Source organism: Geodermatophilus pulveris, from assembly GCF_900188375.1.
Lineage (GTDB): Bacteria > Actinomycetota > Actinomycetes > Mycobacteriales > Geodermatophilaceae > Geodermatophilus > Geodermatophilus pulveris.
The window spans coordinates 442,655-458,361 of record NZ_FZOO01000003.1 but is presented as its reverse complement, the minus strand read 5'-3'; the positions used below and the strand labels follow the sequence as shown (position 1 = coordinate 458,361).

The window sequence follows — 15,707 nt, the reverse complement described above, 5'->3', positions numbered from 1 at the left end:
TCACATGCCTGTCGATCCAGCCCAGCGGGCTGTCAGAGGAGCTCCGCCAGCAGCGCGGCCGCCCGAGCAGCTCCGTCGGTCTCCACCGGCCGGTAGGCGACCTCCCGGGTCACCTCCTCGGCGATGATCTGTGCGAGGGCGTCGGGCTCCGCGGCGTCTTCGTACGGCACGCAACGGCCGGCCCCGTAGCGGTCGAGCCGCCGGCGCACGTGGAAGTTCTGCTCGAAGTGCCGGCGCAGCGGGACATGGACGAACGGCTTGCGCAGGGCGGTCAGCTCCATACAGGTGGTGAGGCCGCCCTGCACCACCGCCAGGTCGCACGCCGCCAGGTGCCGGTACAGGTCGGGGAGGTAGCCCGTCACCCGGACGCCGGGCACCTCGGGCAGCGACGCGGGATCGATCCGGGGTCCGGTGACGAACAGGAACGTCAACTCGGGCACCAGCTGCCGGACCACCGGGACGGCGTCCAGCACGCGCCGCAGCAGCGAGCCACCCACCCCCGATCCGCCGACGGTGACGAGGCAGAGCTTCTCGTCGGCGCGCACGCCGAGGTCCCGCCGCACCTCCTCGGTGCCCCGCAGCGCCGCCGGGTCGAAGCCGGTGACGTAACCGGCGAAATCGAAGTTCTGCTCCGTCCACGTCCGGATCGGCGGCAGACCCGGGCCGAAGTCGCCGTCCACGATGTCGTCGGGGCTGCCCACGAAGATCGAGCGGTCCCGCAGGCGCGGGAACCGCGCCCGCTGCTCGAGCATCTCGGCGTTGTAGTCGGCGGTCAGCGCCGCCTCGGCCGCGCCGCCCTCCGGCATCGGCAGCCAGCCGACGAAGTCGGTCATCCACGCGAAGTCGAACCGCTTGAGCTCCGGGTTCTCGTGCAGGAAGTGGTCCACCTCCCAGGCCTCGTCGCCCACCACCAGGTCGTAGTGCTCCTCGGCGACGACGTCGGCGAACACCAGGAAGTTGTTCACCAGGATCTCGTCCATCCGCCGGATCGCCTGGAACGCGTTCAGGTCGTGCTCCCCCGACTCGTGCTCGACGTGCCCGGACTCGTTGGCCAGCCAGGCCGAGGCCGGGTGGATCCGCTCTCCTCGCCCCTCGAGCACCCGGGTCACCGGGTGCTGGGCGAGCCAGTCGATCCGGAGGTCAGGGCGCAGCCGGCGCAGTTCGGCAGCGATCGCGACGTCGCGCCGGGCGTGCCCGAGCCCGATCGGCGACGAGAGGTACAGCGCCCGCTCCGGCCGCCGCGCCGCCCGCGTCCACGTCGTCCGCCCGACCCGGGGGCACACCCGGTCGACGAATCCCCTGACCAGGTGGTTGACCCGCACGGGGTCGCGGGTGTGGGGTCCGTGCCCGCTGCCCTCCAGCAGCACCAACGAACCGCCGGTGGACTCGGCCAGCCGCTCGCCGATCACGTACGACCGGACCCGGTCGTCCGTGCCGGCCACCACGGTGACCGGGCACCGGACCTCTGCGCACAGCGGCTCGATCGGCAGGCAGACCGCGCCGTCGCAACCCAGCCGGCCTGCCGTCGCGTCGACGAGCGTCTCCGGCGCCACCTCACGTCCCCAGCCGATGCAGTCCTCGATCTGCCTGGTGGAGTGCGGCTCGCTGAACATCTGGCCGAAGAAGAACGACAGGAAGGCGTCGTAGTCGTCCTCGAGCCAGAAGTACCGGTTGTAGCGGGCCCAGCCGTCGCGGACGTCGTGCCAGGCGTCCCAGGCGTAGCGCTCCCGGTCGGGTTGTGAGACGGGGAAGCCGCAGGACGGGGAGATGGCGAACAGACCGAGCACCCGGTCCGGATGACCGGCCGCGACGTGCACCGACCAGGTCGCGCCGCAGGAGAGCGAGACCAGGACCGCCGCGTCGGTGCCGGTGGCGTCCATCACCGCGACCGTGTCCTGCGCGTACTCCACGTCGGTGTAGGCCGCCGCCCCCGCCGGCCGGTCGGAGCCCCCGCTGCCCCGGCCGTCGAAGCTCACGACCCGGAAGTACCGGGCCAGATAGCCGATCTGGGCTTTCCAGTGCCGCGACGGGATGATCGCCCAGGTCGGCATGAGCAGGACGGTCGGGCCGTGGTCCGGTCCGAAGACCTCGTACGCCAGCCGGACGCCGTCCCGCTGCACCACGCCCTGGACGTCGGGATCCCGCGCTCGGCTCGGAGCCTGCCGCACGTGCGCAGTCTGCTCCTGCCCGGTCCGTCGTCGGACCTCCGGCGACACGGTCACGGGCGGACCTCGAGGACGTTGTTGAACGGTGTGTTCGCGGCCGGACGGAACCGGCGGAAGCCCGCCGCCGTGGCGACGTCGCGGATGCGGGCCGGCCCGGCCTGCGTGCCCAGCGCGAGGCCGACGTCCTGGGAGAGCGACGCCGGCGTGCAGAGCAGGGTCGAGAACCCGTAGTAGGTCCGGCCGACCGGGTTGAGGTTGTCCTCCACCCGGTCGCCGGCCATCGGCTCGACGATCATCCAGGTGCCGTCCGCGGCGAGGGTCTCCTTCACGTGGCGCGCCGCCCCGACCGGGTCGCCCATGTCGTGCAGGCAGTCGAACATCGTCACCAGGTCGAAGCCCGTGCCGGAGAAGCCGGTGGCCGGCGCCACCTCGAACCGCACGCGGTCGGCCACACCGGCCCGCTCCGCCCGTTCGCGGGCGACGGCGATCGACCCCTCGTGGTAGTCGGAGCCGACGAACGTCGACCGCGGGAAGTGCTGCGCCATGAGGATCGTCGAGGCGCCGTGGCCGCAGCCGACGTCGGCGACCGTCGCGCCCCGCGCCAGCTTCTGGACGACGCCGTCCAGGGCCGGCAGCCACTCGCCGATCAGGTGCGCGTTGTACATCGTGCGGAAGAACCGCTCGCAGCCGACGTGGACGTCGCCGCTGTGGGCGTGCCAGCCGATGCCGTCGCCGGTGCGGGCTGCCTCGAGGACCGCGGCGGCATCGCGCACGGTGCCGTGCGCGAGCTGGAAGAAGCCGGGCAGATAGGCCGGGCTGCTCTCGTCCGTCAGCGCCGCGGCCTGCTCGGCCGGCAGCGTGTACCGGCGGATCTCCGGGTCGTAGTCGACGTAGCTGCCGGCAGCCTGGGCGGCCAGCCACTCCCGCGCGTAGTGCTCGTCGGTGCCCGTCCGCTCCGCCAGCTCGGACGGCGTGACGGCGGTGCCGTCGGCCATCGCGCGGTAGTAGCCCAGGGCGTCGCCCATGACGACGAGCGCGGTGTTGAGCGTCGCGCCCACCTCGTCCACGGCGCGGAAGACGAAGCCCATCAGCTTCTCCGGGTCGATCGGCCGCTGGACGGGGGCGGGCAGCTCGGTGGCGGTCATGACGACTCCTCAGGTGTGGGGTGATCCGGTCACTCCCGACCCTCGTCGCGGCCGTGGCGTCGTCGCATCAGGAGACCCACCTAGCGGCTCCCTAGACTCGGCGGATGCTGCTCGGTCGCGAGCGCGAGCGGTCCCTTCTCGAGGGCCTGATGTCCGGCGCACGGGTCGGGCAGAGCGCCGTCCTGGTGCTCACCGGCGAGGTGGGCATCGGCAAGAGCACGCTGCTCGAGGACGCCGCGGCGTCGGCCACCGGCATGCGGCTGCTCCGGGCGACCGGCACCGAGTCGGAGGCGGAGGTGCCGTTCGGGGCGCTGCTCCAGCTGCTCCGTCCGGCGCTCGTGCAGCTCGACCGGATCCCCGCTCCGCAGGCCGAGGCGCTGGCCACGGCCCTGGCGCTGCGGCCCGGCACCGGCAGCGACCGGTTCGCGGTGGGAGCGGGCACCCTCAGCCTGCTCAGCCGGTTCGCCGAGGACCAGCCGCTCGCGGTGCTGGTGGACGACGCGCACCTGCTGGACCAGCCGTCCGCGCAGGCCCTCGTCTTCGCGGCCCGGCGCCTGACCGCCGACCCCGTGGTGCTGCTCGCGGCGGTGCGCGACGGCGAACCCTCGCCCCTGCTGGATGCCGGCCTGCCCGTGCTCGCCGTGGGCGGCCTGTCCCCCGCGGCCTCCGAGGATCTCGTCTCCGCCAGCGGCCGCCGGCTCGGCAGCCCGGTCGCCGCGCGGCTGTACGAGGCGACCGGCGGCAATCCCCTGGCGCTGCTGGAGCTCGCCGACGACGCCGCCGTCGTGGACGCCCTGCCACCCGGTGCGCCGGTGCCCGTCCCGGCCAGGGTGGCCCGCGCCTTCGCCCGCCGGGCCGACCGCCTGTCGGCGCCGGCCCGGACCGCGCTGCTCGTGGCGGCGGCCGCCGGCGACGACCTGGCGCTGATCGCGCGGGCCTGCAGGCTGCTCGACGTCGACGCGGCGACCCTGGACGAGGCCGAGACGGCGCAGCTGCTCACGGTGACCGCCGGACGCGTGGGCTTCCGCCACAACCTCGTCCGCTCGGCGGTGTGGTCCGAGGCTCCGCCAGGGGTTCGCCGGGCGGTGCACCGCGCGCTGGCGGCGGCCCTGCCCGAGGACGACGTCGACCATCGTGCCTGGCACCTCGGTGAGGCGGCACTCGGACCCGACGAGGACACCGCGCGGGTCCTGGACGCCGCGGCCGGCCGGGCGCGGGACCGGAGCGCCCACGCGGTCGCGGCCACCGCCTTCGAGCGGGCGGCCCGGCTCAGCCCCGACCCCGGCGACGCCGTGCACCGGCTCGTCTCGGCCGCAGAGTCGGCCTGGCGGGCGGGCCTGGCCGACCAGGCGGCCGCCCTGCTGGCCCGCGCGTCGGAGCTCCCCCAGCCGCCGGCACTGTGTGTACGGGCCACCGGGCTCGGCGGCACCATCGCCTCCCGCACCGGTTCGGTCGAGCGGGCGCGCGACGAGCTGATGGCCGCCGCAGCCGAGGGCGCGGGTGCCGATCCCGACACCGCGATCCTGCTCCTGGCCGATGCGATCCTCGCCTGCTTCTTCCTCGCCGACACCGCCACCGTCGCCCAGGCCGCGAAGCGCATCGACCGGCTCGTCGACCGCGCCGTCGGCGAGCCCGCGCGCTGGGTCGGTGCCGTGGCTGGTGGCGTGGCCGGCGTCCTGACCGGACACGGCGGTCCGGATCGGATCCGCCGCGCCGTCCGGTTGCTGGAGCCCGGTGCACCGCTCCTGCGGGATCCACGCCTTGCGCCGTGGCTGGTGCTCGGGGTGCTCTTCCTCCGCGAGCGGGGCACCGGACGGGAGATCGTCGCTGCCGTGGTGGACGACCTCCGGCGGCGCAGCGACCTCGGTGGGCTGCCGTACCTGCTCTTCCTGGTCGCACGGGACCAGGCCACCGGCGACCGCTGGGACGTCGCCGAGGTGAACTACACCGAGGGCGCCCAGCTCGCCCGGGAGACGGGCTCGACCTCCGACCTGGCCGCCTGCCTGGCCGGGCTCGCCTGGCTGCAGGCGCGCCAGGGGCGTGAGGACGCCTGCCGGGCGCACGCCACCGAGGCGCTGGACATCAGCGGGCCCCGGCACCTCGCGCTGTTCCAGGTGTGGTCGCTCTCGGCGCTCGGGAGCCTCGAGCTCGGCCTCGGTCGACCGGAGGCGGCGCTGGCCCACCTCCGGCGACTGGACGCCCTGCTGGCCGACCTCCGACTTGTGGACGTCGACCTCTCGCCCGCTCCTGAGCTGGCGGAGGCCCTGGTCCACCTCGGCCGCGCGGAGGACGCCCGCGCGCAGGTCGCGCGGTACGCCGCCCGCGCCGCCGAGAAGGGCCAGCCGTGGGCGCTGGCCCGCGCCGCCCGGACGGTGGCGCTCACCTGCGAGGACACGGACATCGACCGGGAGTTCGAACAGGCGCTCGAGCACCACGGGCGGACGCTGGACCCCTTCGAGCTGGCGCGGACCCAGCTGGCCTACGGCGCCCGGCTGCGGCGTGCCCGTCGCCGGGTCGATGCCCGCGTCCAGCTGCGCGCCGCGCTCACCGCGTTCGACGCCTTGGGCGCCGGTCCGTGGGGGGACCGGGCGGCCGTCGAGCTGCGGGCGACCGGCGGGAGCGCACAGCGCCGGCAGGTCAGCTCGGTGAGCGACCTGACGCCCCAGGAGCTGCAGATCGCCACGATGCTGGCCGGGGGCCGGACGACGAGGGAGGCCGCCGCGGCGCTCTTCCTGAGCCCGAAGACCGTCGAGTACCACCTGCGGCACGTCTATCTGAAGCTCGGGGTGTCCTCGCGGGCCGAGCTGGCGGTCCGACTCCCAGCCCGTGGTTGATGCGTCCGCTGCCCTCACGGCAGCATCAGGTGCCTGGAACTGCCCCTGGTCCAGTTGACTCCTTGCCTGTGGGGCTTCGGCCTCGCTGGGAGGACCGGCATCGTGCCCGAGCCGTTCCCGCCGGAGTTCCGGCGTGATGTGATCGCCGTGGCCCGCAGGGGCGAGGCGTCGATCGCATGGCGCTACTCAGCAGCTTCGTCCGCGGTCACGGTGCCGTCCCGGTGAGGAACGGCTACCGGGATGGGTCGCGGCACTCACGACCGACGGTGCTGACGGGTGCGGCGGACAGGTGGAGAGCTACACCGCCTACGACGAACACCCCCTCGACGAACCGGACGAGTGGGGTGACCTGGCGTCGTTCCGCGAAGCCGCCGCACGATCGTGACCACGCTGCCCGCGCGTGGCGAGGTCTGGTGGTGCGAGATGGCCGAGGTCGGGCGCCGGCGAGGTGCCGCAACAGCGCGGGGATCCGGGCGGACGTGTGCGAGCGGAGCACGTGCTCGTTGTCGACGTGTCGGGTGTAGCGCCGATCGCGGGTGACAGCGCCCGGGGTGTAGCGCAGCCGGTCGTAGTCGTCGGCGATGGGCACGACCCGGGGGCCGGGATCTCGGCGCACCGGCAGACTCCACGGAGTGACCAGCGCGTTCTCCAGGCGATCGACCACGAGCTGGATGGCGTGCGGCCCGGAGGCCGCGTCGGTCAGGTCACGGAGAGCAGGAGCGGGGTGGGCGACGATCGACACGAGGACCTCACAGCGCAGGAGGGAGGTGAAGGGGACGAACACCCCGGGGTCGCCCAAGGCGTGTCACCGCGCTGCGAGTAGTGGTCGGTTCAGCGCACAGCGAGCCGCGCCCGGGTGATCCCGGGGCGGCGAAATGACTGCGTCGTGCTGCGCACATCCACAGTTCACCAACGGGTTCGGCGGAGATCCGGTGCCTGTCAACCCGCGCTGTTGCACTGGACGTGAGCGCGAGGTCATCCACGTGCGGGCCATCCGGCAGTGCTGCCGCGACACGTCGCCCCGTCATCGGTCACCGGCCGCTGACCTCGGCTGTGCTGGCCGCCGGACGAACTACCAGGAGCGACGTACCGAGCGACCGGGCTCCGTGCCGAGGACGATCCAGCTGAAGACGCAGCTCCATCACGAGCATCGGCCTGCACACCACTCACTGCCTGCCTGCCTGCGGATGGGTAGCAGGACTCGACCGTCTGAGTCGCGGCGTTCCAGGTGCCCCTCGCGTCGGGCCTGCTCGAATGCCGTGTCAGCGGTCCGTGTGCTCGATCGGTCGGTCCGCCGCCTGGGTGACGCGCGGGCCGATCGAACTGCTGCTACTGCCCGATCTGACCACCACGCGGCGCTGGGAGGGCGTCGCCGGGGTCCCGGGGAAGGCGACTGCGGGCTCCAGGCGACCTGTCGGCGCCATGTGCTGCGGGTGTGTTCTCGGCGGCGCCTTCGATGGCGATCTCCTCGAGCGCCTCGCCGAGGACCCGGTCGGGGCTCAGGGCGGCTCCCTGTGCCCAGGCCGCGGCGAACGCGTCCTCGCCGATCTCGGCGCGGGCCCGGCTCGTGAGGCGTTCGTACACGGACGGGTCCAACGGCAGCGTGGTGGCGCCGATGACGGTGCACTGCGCGTCGGCGGCTCCCCACAGCCGTGCCGCCCTCGTCGGCCTGCCCCGGGCGAGCATGACGCGTGCCAGACCGTCGAGGCAGTCGGCGGCCAGCCACTGCTCCCCCAGTCGGGCGAACCGGGTCAGGGCGTCGCCGAAGGACCGGGCGGCCTGGTCCAGGTGCTCTCCCTCCAGGTGGCACCAGCCGAGCTTGTTCAGGTGGGCAGCCGTCAGGCCCTCGTCCCCCGCCGCCCTGGAGACCGCCAGCCCCTCCTCCAGCAGGACGGCTGCGTCCCGGTGGCGCCCACGCTGGATCTCCACGAGACCGGCGACGTTGAGCGCGGTGGCGAGGCCGGAGGGGTCGCCGGTCTCCCGACACAGCGCGATGCTCTGCCGGGACAGCCGGGTCGCGCGCTCGTGCGCGCCGGTCCACAGCGCGACGACCGCCAGTCCGCCCGTCGCCGCGGCGGTCGCACGGGTACTGGGGGGCGCCGTGGCGAGTTCCAGAGCCTGCGTGTAGGAGCTCTGTGCGGCGGTGAAGTCCCCCTGTTTCACCGCGAGGTGGCCCAGGGCGCTCAGCGCCGCCCCGCGAAGCGGCGGCGCAGCGGACGAGCAGGCGGTCAACGCCTCCTGCAGCCACCGGCGTCCTTCCTGCAGGTGGCCGCGCACGTACCAGAACCGCCGCAGCGCCACGGCCAGCCGCAGCCCGGCGTCGTCGTCCGTGCGTCGGAGTGTCTCGGCGAGGGCGGCTCGGAGGTTGCCGTGCTCGGCGTCGAGGACGTCCAGCCACCGACTCTGGTCCGACCCGCTCAGCTCGGGTTCGACCCGTTGGGCCAGGGTCAGGCACCAGTCGGCATGGCGCGCGCGGACCTGGTCCTCCTCGCCACTGTCGGCGAGTCTCTCGAGCGCGTACTGCCGGACTGGTTCCAGCATGCCGTACCGCATCCCAGCGGGACCGGGGGCCGCGGCGGTGCGCACGAGCGCCTGCTCCCACAGATTCTCGAGCGAGGCGAGGACGACGTCTGATGTGAGCTCGCCCCCCGCGCTGACTGCCTCGGCCGCCTCCAGGTCGAAGCCCCCGGCGAAGACCGCCAGGCGGTGGAACAACACCTGTTCGGCCCGGGAGAGCAGGTCGTGGCTCCAGTCCAGGGTCGCCCGCAGCGTCCGCTGTCGCTCCGGCAGGTCGCGCGCGCCGCACAGGCCCAGCACTCCGTCCAGGCGGGTGAGCAGCTGCGTCGAGCCGAGGAAGCTCACCCGGGCAGCCGCGACCTCGAGAGCGAGCGGCAGCCCGCTCAGGCGCCGGCTGATCTCGGCTATCTCCTCGGCGTTGTCCGGCGTCAAGGCGAACTCCGGGTCGGCATCCTGGACCCGGGCCATGAACAACCGCACCGCTGGGGCGTTCGAGATCCGCGCGAGATGGTGGGGCGCGCCGGCCTCCGGCACGGCCAGCGGCTCCACCGGACACGCCCGTTCGCCGCGGACACCGAGCCGGCTGCGGCTGGTTGCCAGGATCCGCAGGGTCGGGCACACCGACAGGAGTTCGGCGATCCGGGGAGCGGCGGCCAGCAGGTGCTCGCAGTTGTCCAGCACGAGCAGCAGGCTCTTGTCCCGCAGGTACTCGCTGAGCAACTCGCCCGGTGGCGTCTGCGCTTCTTCACGCAGTCCCACAGCCCGCACGATCGTCGGGACGACCAGGGAGGGGTCGGTGAGGGAAGCCAGTGGTACGAACACGACCCCGTCGGCGAACGCGCCGCGCGCGCAGGCGGCGAGATCACGGGCGAGACGGCTCTTGCCCACCCCTCCGGGACCGGTGAGGGTCAGGAGGCGGCCGGCACTGCCGCCGGTCAGGCGAGACACGAGCGACGTCACCTCGTCGTCACGCCCAATGAGCGGAGTGTCCCCACCGGGCAAGACCTCAGGAGAGGTCGACGGGGCCCCCGATCCTGGGCTGCGGTCCAGCGACGCGGGCCGCGCCACGAACGCCGCCCGCTCGGCCCCGTCCAGGTCCAGCGCATCGGCCAACGCGCCCAGGGTGTGCGGATAGGGATGCCGCCGCAGGCCGCGTTCCAGCTGACTGACAGCATTGGTGCTCAGTCCGGCCGAGTGCGCCAACTCCTCCTGGGTCAGCCCTGCGGTGTGGCGGAGACGCCGCAGCCGGGCACTGAAGGCCTCGACACCGCTGAGCGACATGCCCGCCGTCCCCGTCTCCTCCCAGCGCCGGCTGGCGCCCGCTGAGTCTAGTGAGTGGGCCGGTGAGTGGGACCTGTTCGTGGCGCACCGGGTCCGGCGCCTCGACGCTCTGCCGCATGGACGGAGTGCTCGCCGAGGGTTCGCGACGTGGCCGGCCGCGGCGGCCTGGCCACAGCCGCCTACCGGCATGCACCCAGCGACGCAGCTACGGCCGTCACACGTCACCCGAACCCTGTCCGGGCGGATCCAGCCGCCGCCAACGCTGGAACGGAGGGTCACCATGGCCCCGTTGCTCGTCCTCATCAGCACGACCGGCGTCGTGTTCCTCGTCTGTGCTGCGACGTCGCGGGCGCTGCACGGGCACTGGACCACCGCACTCCGAGGTGGACTGGCCGCGATGTTCGCCGTGACCGGCACCACCCACTTCGTCGTCCTGCGCGACGACCTGATCGCGATGGTGCCGCCGGCGCTGCCGGCACCCGGGTTGCTGGTCACCGTGACGGGGGTCCTGGAGCTGGCCGGAGCGGCTGGGCTGCTGTGGCGGCCCACCGCGCGCCGGTCGGCCGTGGGCCTGACCTCCCTGATGGTCGCGATGTTCCCGGCCAACGTGTACGCCGCCATGTCCGGCAGCGGGCTGAACGGTGAGGCGCCGACCCCGCTCGGTGTCCGGACGGTCATGCAGGTGGTGTTCATCGCCGCCGCGGTCACCGTCTGGGCCGGCCTGCGCCACGACGGGCGCAGCGCACCAGCGGAGCGGGGCGACCGTACGAGCCAGATCGCGACGCTGCCGCCGGCCCACGGGTCCGCGTACCCGTCATCCCCCGGGGTGGTGATGGTCTCCCGGTTGGAGCTGCGATCGCTGCGGGACGTCCCGGGGTTCCTCCGCGCCGCGCTGCGCCTGCGGCGCGCCTTCCGGACCTCGGCTGGCGCCATCACGCTGCGGCTGGCCGCCAGCCCGCTGGCCGGGACGTTCTGGACCTGGTCGTCGTGGGCCGACGAGCCGGCGCTGCAGGAGTACACCCGGTCGCGTCTGCACGTCGGCGTCATGCGTTCCTACCGCACCCGCATGCGGAGCTCGGCGTTCCACATCCTCGACCCTGCACAGGTCGGAGTCCCTACGACCTGGGCCGAGGTGCGCGCGCTCACCAGGCCGATCCGGACGGACTCGGAGCCCCCGTCGGATCGGTCCCGCGCCGTGACGGGTCCAGGGCGGGCCCCCGAACCGGAGGAGTGATCGTCGACTGGTCGGGGCGACACGCCACCTGCGTCGCCCCGACCTCCCGCGTTCCCGTGGCACAGGACGAGGAGACGTCCATGAGCGGCAGCCTCCCTCATGCCGACCTCCGCGACCGCGCCCAGGTGCAGGAGGCCGTGGCATGAGCGCCGCCGATGCGGTGCCGTACCACCCACCGCGCCTGGCGACCGTTGGCCAGGTGGACCTCTGCCACGACGCGTTCGGGAGCCCGGATGCCCCGGCGATGCTGCTGATCATGGGCCTGGGCTGCCAGCTCGTCCACTGGCCGGAGGACTTCTGCCGCCAGCTGGCCGCCGAGGGCTTCCAGGTGGTCCGGTTCGACAACCGAGACGCCGGCCGCTCCACACACCTGCCCGGACGCCGCTACACCCTCGACGACATGGCCGACGACGCCGTCGGCCTCCTCGACGCCCTCGGTGTCGACTCCGCGCACATCGTGGGTGCCTCCCTCGGCGGCATGATCGCCCAGGCGATGGCCATCAGGCATCCCCGTCGCGTGCGCTCGCTGGCCTCGCTCATGTCGACCACGGGTCGCCGCGGCAAGGGCCGGACCTCCCTGCGCGTCCTCCGCCACGCCTTGGCCCGACCGCCCCGTGACGAGGAGGAGGCGATCGAACGCCGCGTCCGGATCTTCTCCGTGGTCGGGTCGACGGGCTTCGACCAAGACCTCGACGAGTTGCGGCGGGTCAGCGCGCTTGCGTCCGAGCGCGACCCTGACGCGCGGGACGGCCGTCGACGCCAGCACCGCGCCGTGCGCGCCGCCCCGGACCGGACCGAGGCGCTGCACCTGCTCACGGTCCCCACCGTCGTCATCCACGGAACCGAGGACCCGATGTGCCACCCGTCCGGTGGACACGCGACCGCGGACGCCATCCCTGGCGCACGACTCGAGCTGATCACCGGGATGGGTCACGACCTGCCGCCCGGAGCTCGGCCCCGGCTCATCCGCGCGATCACGGACAACGCCAGACGCGCCGCAGCACGGTGACGTCGTCACGTGCGGCCCGGCCGGAGCGGTCCAGTCCCCTGTACCAGGGAGACGCGTCGGGTCCAGTCGCCACAGCCGGAGCCACGTCACGTGGCTGTCCGACTCCAACCCCCGGGTCGCCATCGTCGACCGATACCGGGCGGTACGGGTGCTCCTGGGTCGGCGACGCCGCCCACGTGCACAGCCCCGCGGGCGGCCAGGGCATGACCACCGGCATCCAGGACGCGTACGAGGAGCGGAGGCCGGTCGCCCGCGCGGTCCTGACGAGCAGCGACCTCGGCCACAGCGCCTTCTTCTCCCCCCGCCCCGTCACGCCCCCTCTGCGGAACCGGGTCCTCGTGCCGGCCCTGCAGCTGCCGGTCGTCGTGCGGGCGGACCAGGACCCGTGCAGATCGGCGGCCGGTGCCGTCAGGGCCTCGACGCGCGGCGATCAGGTCCTCACGCCCCGAGGCTCGCCACCGGCGCCATCCCACTCGGGGTGGTCCCGTGCTACCCGTGCCCGGTCGGTGCCGACCCGGCCGCCGGCACGTCGGGCACCGTCGGCAGCGGCAACGTCCCCCGACGGTCCGCACCCGAGAACGGCCGGACCTCGTCGGTCACGTCCCCGCACACCCGGAACGCGTTCAGACACCCCTCCACCAGCGTCTCCATCTCCCCCGGGTCCCACGCCAGGATCGCGTCCGCGTGCAGCCCGTACGGCGACAGCCCGCCCTCGAACCCCATCCCCTCGTACGTCGACCCCTCCGCGTACGAGGCCTCCAGCGACAGCTGTGGGATCGCCACCGGGTGCGCCGCCGGGCACTCACCGCCCCGCGGGTACGCCATGTGCGCCGCCCCCTCCCGCCACAGGTCCACCCCGTCCCAGCACTGTGGGAACTCGACGTCCGACCGCAGGAGCTCTCCCGGCCCGCAGTCCACCGCGGTGTCGTGGACGGACTCCACCAGCCCGTACGACGTCCCCACGCACAGGTGGTCGATGTCGAGCGGTTGCCGCGACGTCGCCATCGGATCCCCCGCCACCAGACGCAGGCCGAACGGCGCCGGCTCGACCAGCTGCGGGTCCACCTCACCCGCCCGGTAGTAGGCGCGGAACGACTCCGGCACCACCGGCCGGCCGGCCTCGTCCACCAGCGTCGGTTGCCAGTACGCCGACCGGTCCGCCGAGTCCTTGCACCCCGAGCCCGCCTCGAACAACTGGCCGGCCGTCGACGACGCGTGCACCGCCGGGTTCCCCCCGAACGTGTGCAGGTGCGGCCACGACCCGCCCGGGTTCAGGATCGGGTCGATGTGCGCCGTGCCCACCTGGTCGCACTCCACGATCCAGTGCACGTCCACCGGCGCGGCCCGCACGGCGGGCCCGTCCGGGGCGGGCGTCATGGCCGCCACCACCACGAACGCCGCCGCCACCGACGCGGTCACCCGGCCCCACATCAGCGAGCGCCCCCGCCGGCAGCCGTCAGCCGCACCGGGGACGCCGGCCACGACGGCACGAGCACGGACACGCCCCGCACCTCCGCTCCCCGACCCGGCGCAGCGCCCCGCTGGACGGCGGGAGCTGCGTTCGAGGGTGCCACCCCGGCCGGGACGCCGGGTCAGCCCTCGTCGTGCCCGGAGCCGGCAGCCAGGGCCTCGGCGAGCCCGACCGCCTGGGCCAGCACCCGCTTGACCGGCCGGTCGAGGGCGGCGGCCGCGCGCGCGACGTCCTCCCACTCGGGCATCGCGTTGACCACCGCGCCGTCCGGCCCCCACCCCAGCTTGACCGCGACCGGCTGCCCGTCGACGTCGACGGTGGCGAACGTCCGGCGGACGGCGTGCCGCACCACGACTGTCTCCCGGACGCCGAGCGTCGTGGTCTCCCGGAGCAGCACGTCCCGCACCCCCGGCACCCGGTCCGGCACGGCCAGCGCCGCGACCACGTGCGCCGGTCGGCCCTTCTTCATCAGCGTCGGGGTCAGCCAGGCGTCCAGCGCGCCCGCGTCCAGCAGCGCGCCCAGCACCAGCGGCCAGGCCCGCGGGTCCAGGTCGTCGACGTTCGCCTCCAGCACCACCGCCGTCGTCGTGTCCACTCCGGGGGCGGTCGAGGACTCCCCCACCACCAGCCGCACCACGTTCGGTCGGCCGGCGGGGTCCCGGGTGCCCGCGCCGGTCCCGGTCGCCGTCGGGCGCAGCAGCGGCATCGGGCCGAACCCGTCCGCCAGCGTGGTGGCCAGCGCGACCCCGGTCGGCGTGGCCAGCTCCACCTCGTCCAGGCCGCCCCGCCCCGGGGCACCCGCCGCCGCCAGGAGGGCCAGCACCGCCGGTCCGGGCACCGGGATCGTCCCGTGCGCCGTGCGCGCGTGCCCTCCCCCGAGCGCGATCGGCGAGGCCACCAGCCGGTCCAGGCGCAGCGCCCCCAGGCCGGCGCAGACCCCGACGACGTCGGCGATCGCGTCCAGCGCGCCCACCTCGTGGAAGTGCACGTCGTCCTCCGGCACGCCGTGCACCGCCGCCTCCGCCCGCGCCAGCGCGCCGAACACCCCGGTCGCCGACGCGCGCAGCGGGTCCGGCAGCCGGCCGAGCAGCTCCCGGACGTCGGACCACCGGCGTGTCGGCTGGCCCGCCTCCGGCGCCTCCACCACCACCCGCACCGCCCGCAGCCCGGCCCGCCGCACCTCCTCCGCGCGCAGCGTGACCGGCAGCTCCAGCGGCTCCAGTGCGGCGGCGACCACGTCCAGCGGCACGCCCGCCCCCACGACGGCGCCCAGCAGCATGTCGCCGGCCACGCCGTTGCTGCAGTCCAGCCACCCGACCCGGTCGGTCACCGCTGCATGCCCCGCGCGATCCGCGCGGCGAAGACCCCGGCCCCGAACCCGTTGTCGATGTTGCAGACCACCACGCCCGCCGCGCAGGAGTTGAGCATCCCCAGCAGCGCGGCCAGCCCGCCGAAGCTCGCGCCGTAGCCCACGCTGGTCGGCACGGCCACCACCGGTGTCCCCACCAGCCCGCCGACCACGCTGGGCAGCGCCCCCTCCATGCCGGCCACCACGATCAGGATGTCGGCGTCCTGGAGCACCGGGCGGGCGTCGAGCACGCGGTGCAGCCCGGCGACCCCCACGTCGGTCACCCGGACGACGCCCGCCCCGAAGGCCCGCACGGTCGTCGCGGCCTCCGCCGCCACCGGCGAGTCCGACGTCCCCGCCGTCACGACCCCGACCAGCCCGCGGGCCTGCGGCAGGTCCCCGACGACGACCGTCGTCCCCTCGACCTGCGCCTCGGGCCAGCGCAGCCGCACCGCCGCCACCGTCGCCGGGTCGGCCCGGGTGACCAGCGAAGGCCGGTCCGGGGCCGCGTCGCGGAGGGTCCCGAGGATGGCGACCACCTCGTCCGGCGTCTTCCCGGCGGCGTACACGACCTCCGGGTCGCCGGTGCGGGGCAGCCGGTCGGTGTCCACCCGCGCGAAGCCCAGGTCGACGTAGCCGGGGTCGCCCCCCTCGCGGTCCACAGCCGTATCCTGCCCGGCCGGGACCGGCGGGCGCGGTTAGG

10 protein-coding genes and 1 pseudogene are annotated in these 15,707 nt (G+C 74.4%); 4 read left to right on the top strand and 7 right to left on the bottom strand.

Annotated elements, in window-relative coordinates; translation table 11 throughout:
* Window positions 1–32 precede the first annotated feature (32 nt).
* Both CHB98_RS08900 and CHB98_RS08895 read right to left on the bottom strand, forming a co-directional pair.
* Complete coding sequence (locus CHB98_RS08900) at window positions 33–2,123, bottom strand: alpha/beta hydrolase (protein WP_218822302.1); 2,091 nt, start codon at window positions 2,121–2,123, stop codon at window positions 33–35.
* Window positions 2,124–2,218: 95 nt separating this feature from the next.
* The gene (locus CHB98_RS08895) at window positions 2,219–3,310 is read right to left on the bottom strand and encodes a class I SAM-dependent methyltransferase (RefSeq protein WP_089305204.1); all 1,092 of its coding nucleotides are present in this window, start codon (window positions 3,308–3,310) and stop codon (window positions 2,219–2,221) included.
* Window positions 3,311–3,414: 104 nt separating this feature from the next.
* Here CHB98_RS08895 and CHB98_RS08890 point away from each other — a divergent pair, with 104 nt between their 5' ends.
* Entirely contained in the window at window positions 3,415–6,144 is a 2,730-nt protein-coding gene (locus CHB98_RS08890; protein WP_089305203.1) for a helix-turn-helix transcriptional regulator, read from the top strand.
* A 232-nt stretch (window positions 6,145–6,376) separates the two neighbouring features.
* Here CHB98_RS08890 and CHB98_RS22700 read toward each other — a convergent pair whose 3' ends face one another.
* Together CHB98_RS22700 and CHB98_RS08875 are read right to left on the bottom strand one after the other, a co-directional pair.
* Complete coding sequence (locus tag CHB98_RS22700; protein ID WP_281251845.1) at window positions 6,377–6,928, bottom strand: hypothetical protein; 552 nt, start codon at window positions 6,926–6,928, stop codon at window positions 6,377–6,379.
* A 545-nt stretch (window positions 6,929–7,473) separates the two neighbouring features.
* On the bottom strand, window positions 7,474–9,942 hold the full coding sequence (locus tag CHB98_RS08875) for an ATP-binding protein (protein ID WP_179224340.1): 2,469 nt from the start codon (window positions 9,940–9,942) through the stop codon (window positions 7,474–7,476).
* A gap of 280 nt (window positions 9,943–10,222) precedes the next feature.
* Between CHB98_RS08875 and CHB98_RS22015 the strand changes: the two genes are divergently transcribed.
* The 3 genes and pseudogenes from CHB98_RS22015 to CHB98_RS23020 form a co-directional block, all read left to right on the top strand.
* A complete protein-coding gene (locus tag CHB98_RS22015; RefSeq protein WP_218822301.1) occupies window positions 10,223–11,176 on the top strand; it encodes a DoxX family protein in 954 nt (317 codons plus the stop codon).
* Between the two features lie 142 nt (window positions 11,177–11,318).
* Entirely contained in the window at window positions 11,319–12,185 is an 867-nt protein-coding gene (locus CHB98_RS08865; RefSeq protein WP_089305200.1) for an alpha/beta fold hydrolase, read from the top strand.
* Window positions 12,182–12,409, top strand: a pseudogene (locus CHB98_RS23020) (FAD-dependent monooxygenase); the annotation flags it as partial. The gene CHB98_RS08865 and the pseudogene CHB98_RS23020, both read left to right, overlap by 4 nt.
* 265 nt (window positions 12,410–12,674) lie before the next feature.
* Here the strand turns inward: CHB98_RS23020 and CHB98_RS08855 are convergent.
* The 3 genes from CHB98_RS08855 to larB form a co-directional block, all read right to left on the bottom strand.
* The gene (locus tag CHB98_RS08855; RefSeq protein WP_179224338.1) at window positions 12,675–13,604 is read right to left on the bottom strand and encodes a DUF1996 domain-containing protein; all 930 of its coding nucleotides are present in this window, start codon (window positions 13,602–13,604) and stop codon (window positions 12,675–12,677) included.
* A 173-nt stretch (window positions 13,605–13,777) separates the two neighbouring features.
* Window positions 13,778–14,986, bottom strand: coding sequence for a nickel pincer cofactor biosynthesis protein LarC (gene larC / locus CHB98_RS08850; protein ID WP_218822300.1), 1,209 nt, complete (start codon window positions 14,984–14,986; stop codon window positions 13,778–13,780).
* Complete coding sequence (larB, locus tag CHB98_RS08845; RefSeq protein ID WP_089305197.1) at window positions 14,983–15,666, bottom strand: nickel pincer cofactor biosynthesis protein LarB; 684 nt, start codon at window positions 15,664–15,666, stop codon at window positions 14,983–14,985. Before larB ends, larC begins: the two co-directional genes overlap by 4 nt.
* Between the last annotated feature and the right edge of the window lie 41 nt (window positions 15,667–15,707).

Excerpts from the sequence above, each read along its gene's own strand:
- CHB98_RS08875 (WP_179224340.1), bottom strand. The coding sequence starts at position 9,942 with ATGTCGCTCAGCGGTGTCGAGGCCTTCAGTGCCCGGCTGCGGCGTCTC.
- CHB98_RS08865 (WP_089305200.1), top strand. The coding sequence starts at position 11,319 with ATGAGCGCCGCCGATGCGGTGCCGTACCACCCACCGCGCCTGGCGACC.
- CHB98_RS22015 (WP_218822301.1), top strand. The coding sequence starts at position 10,223 with ATGGCCCCGTTGCTCGTCCTCATCAGCACGACCGGCGTCGTGTTCCTC.
- CHB98_RS08895 (WP_089305204.1), bottom strand. The coding sequence starts at position 3,310 with ATGACCGCCACCGAGCTGCCCGCCCCCGTCCAGCGGCCGATCGACCCG.
- CHB98_RS08890 (WP_089305203.1), top strand. The coding sequence starts at position 3,415 with ATGCTGCTCGGTCGCGAGCGCGAGCGGTCCCTTCTCGAGGGCCTGATG.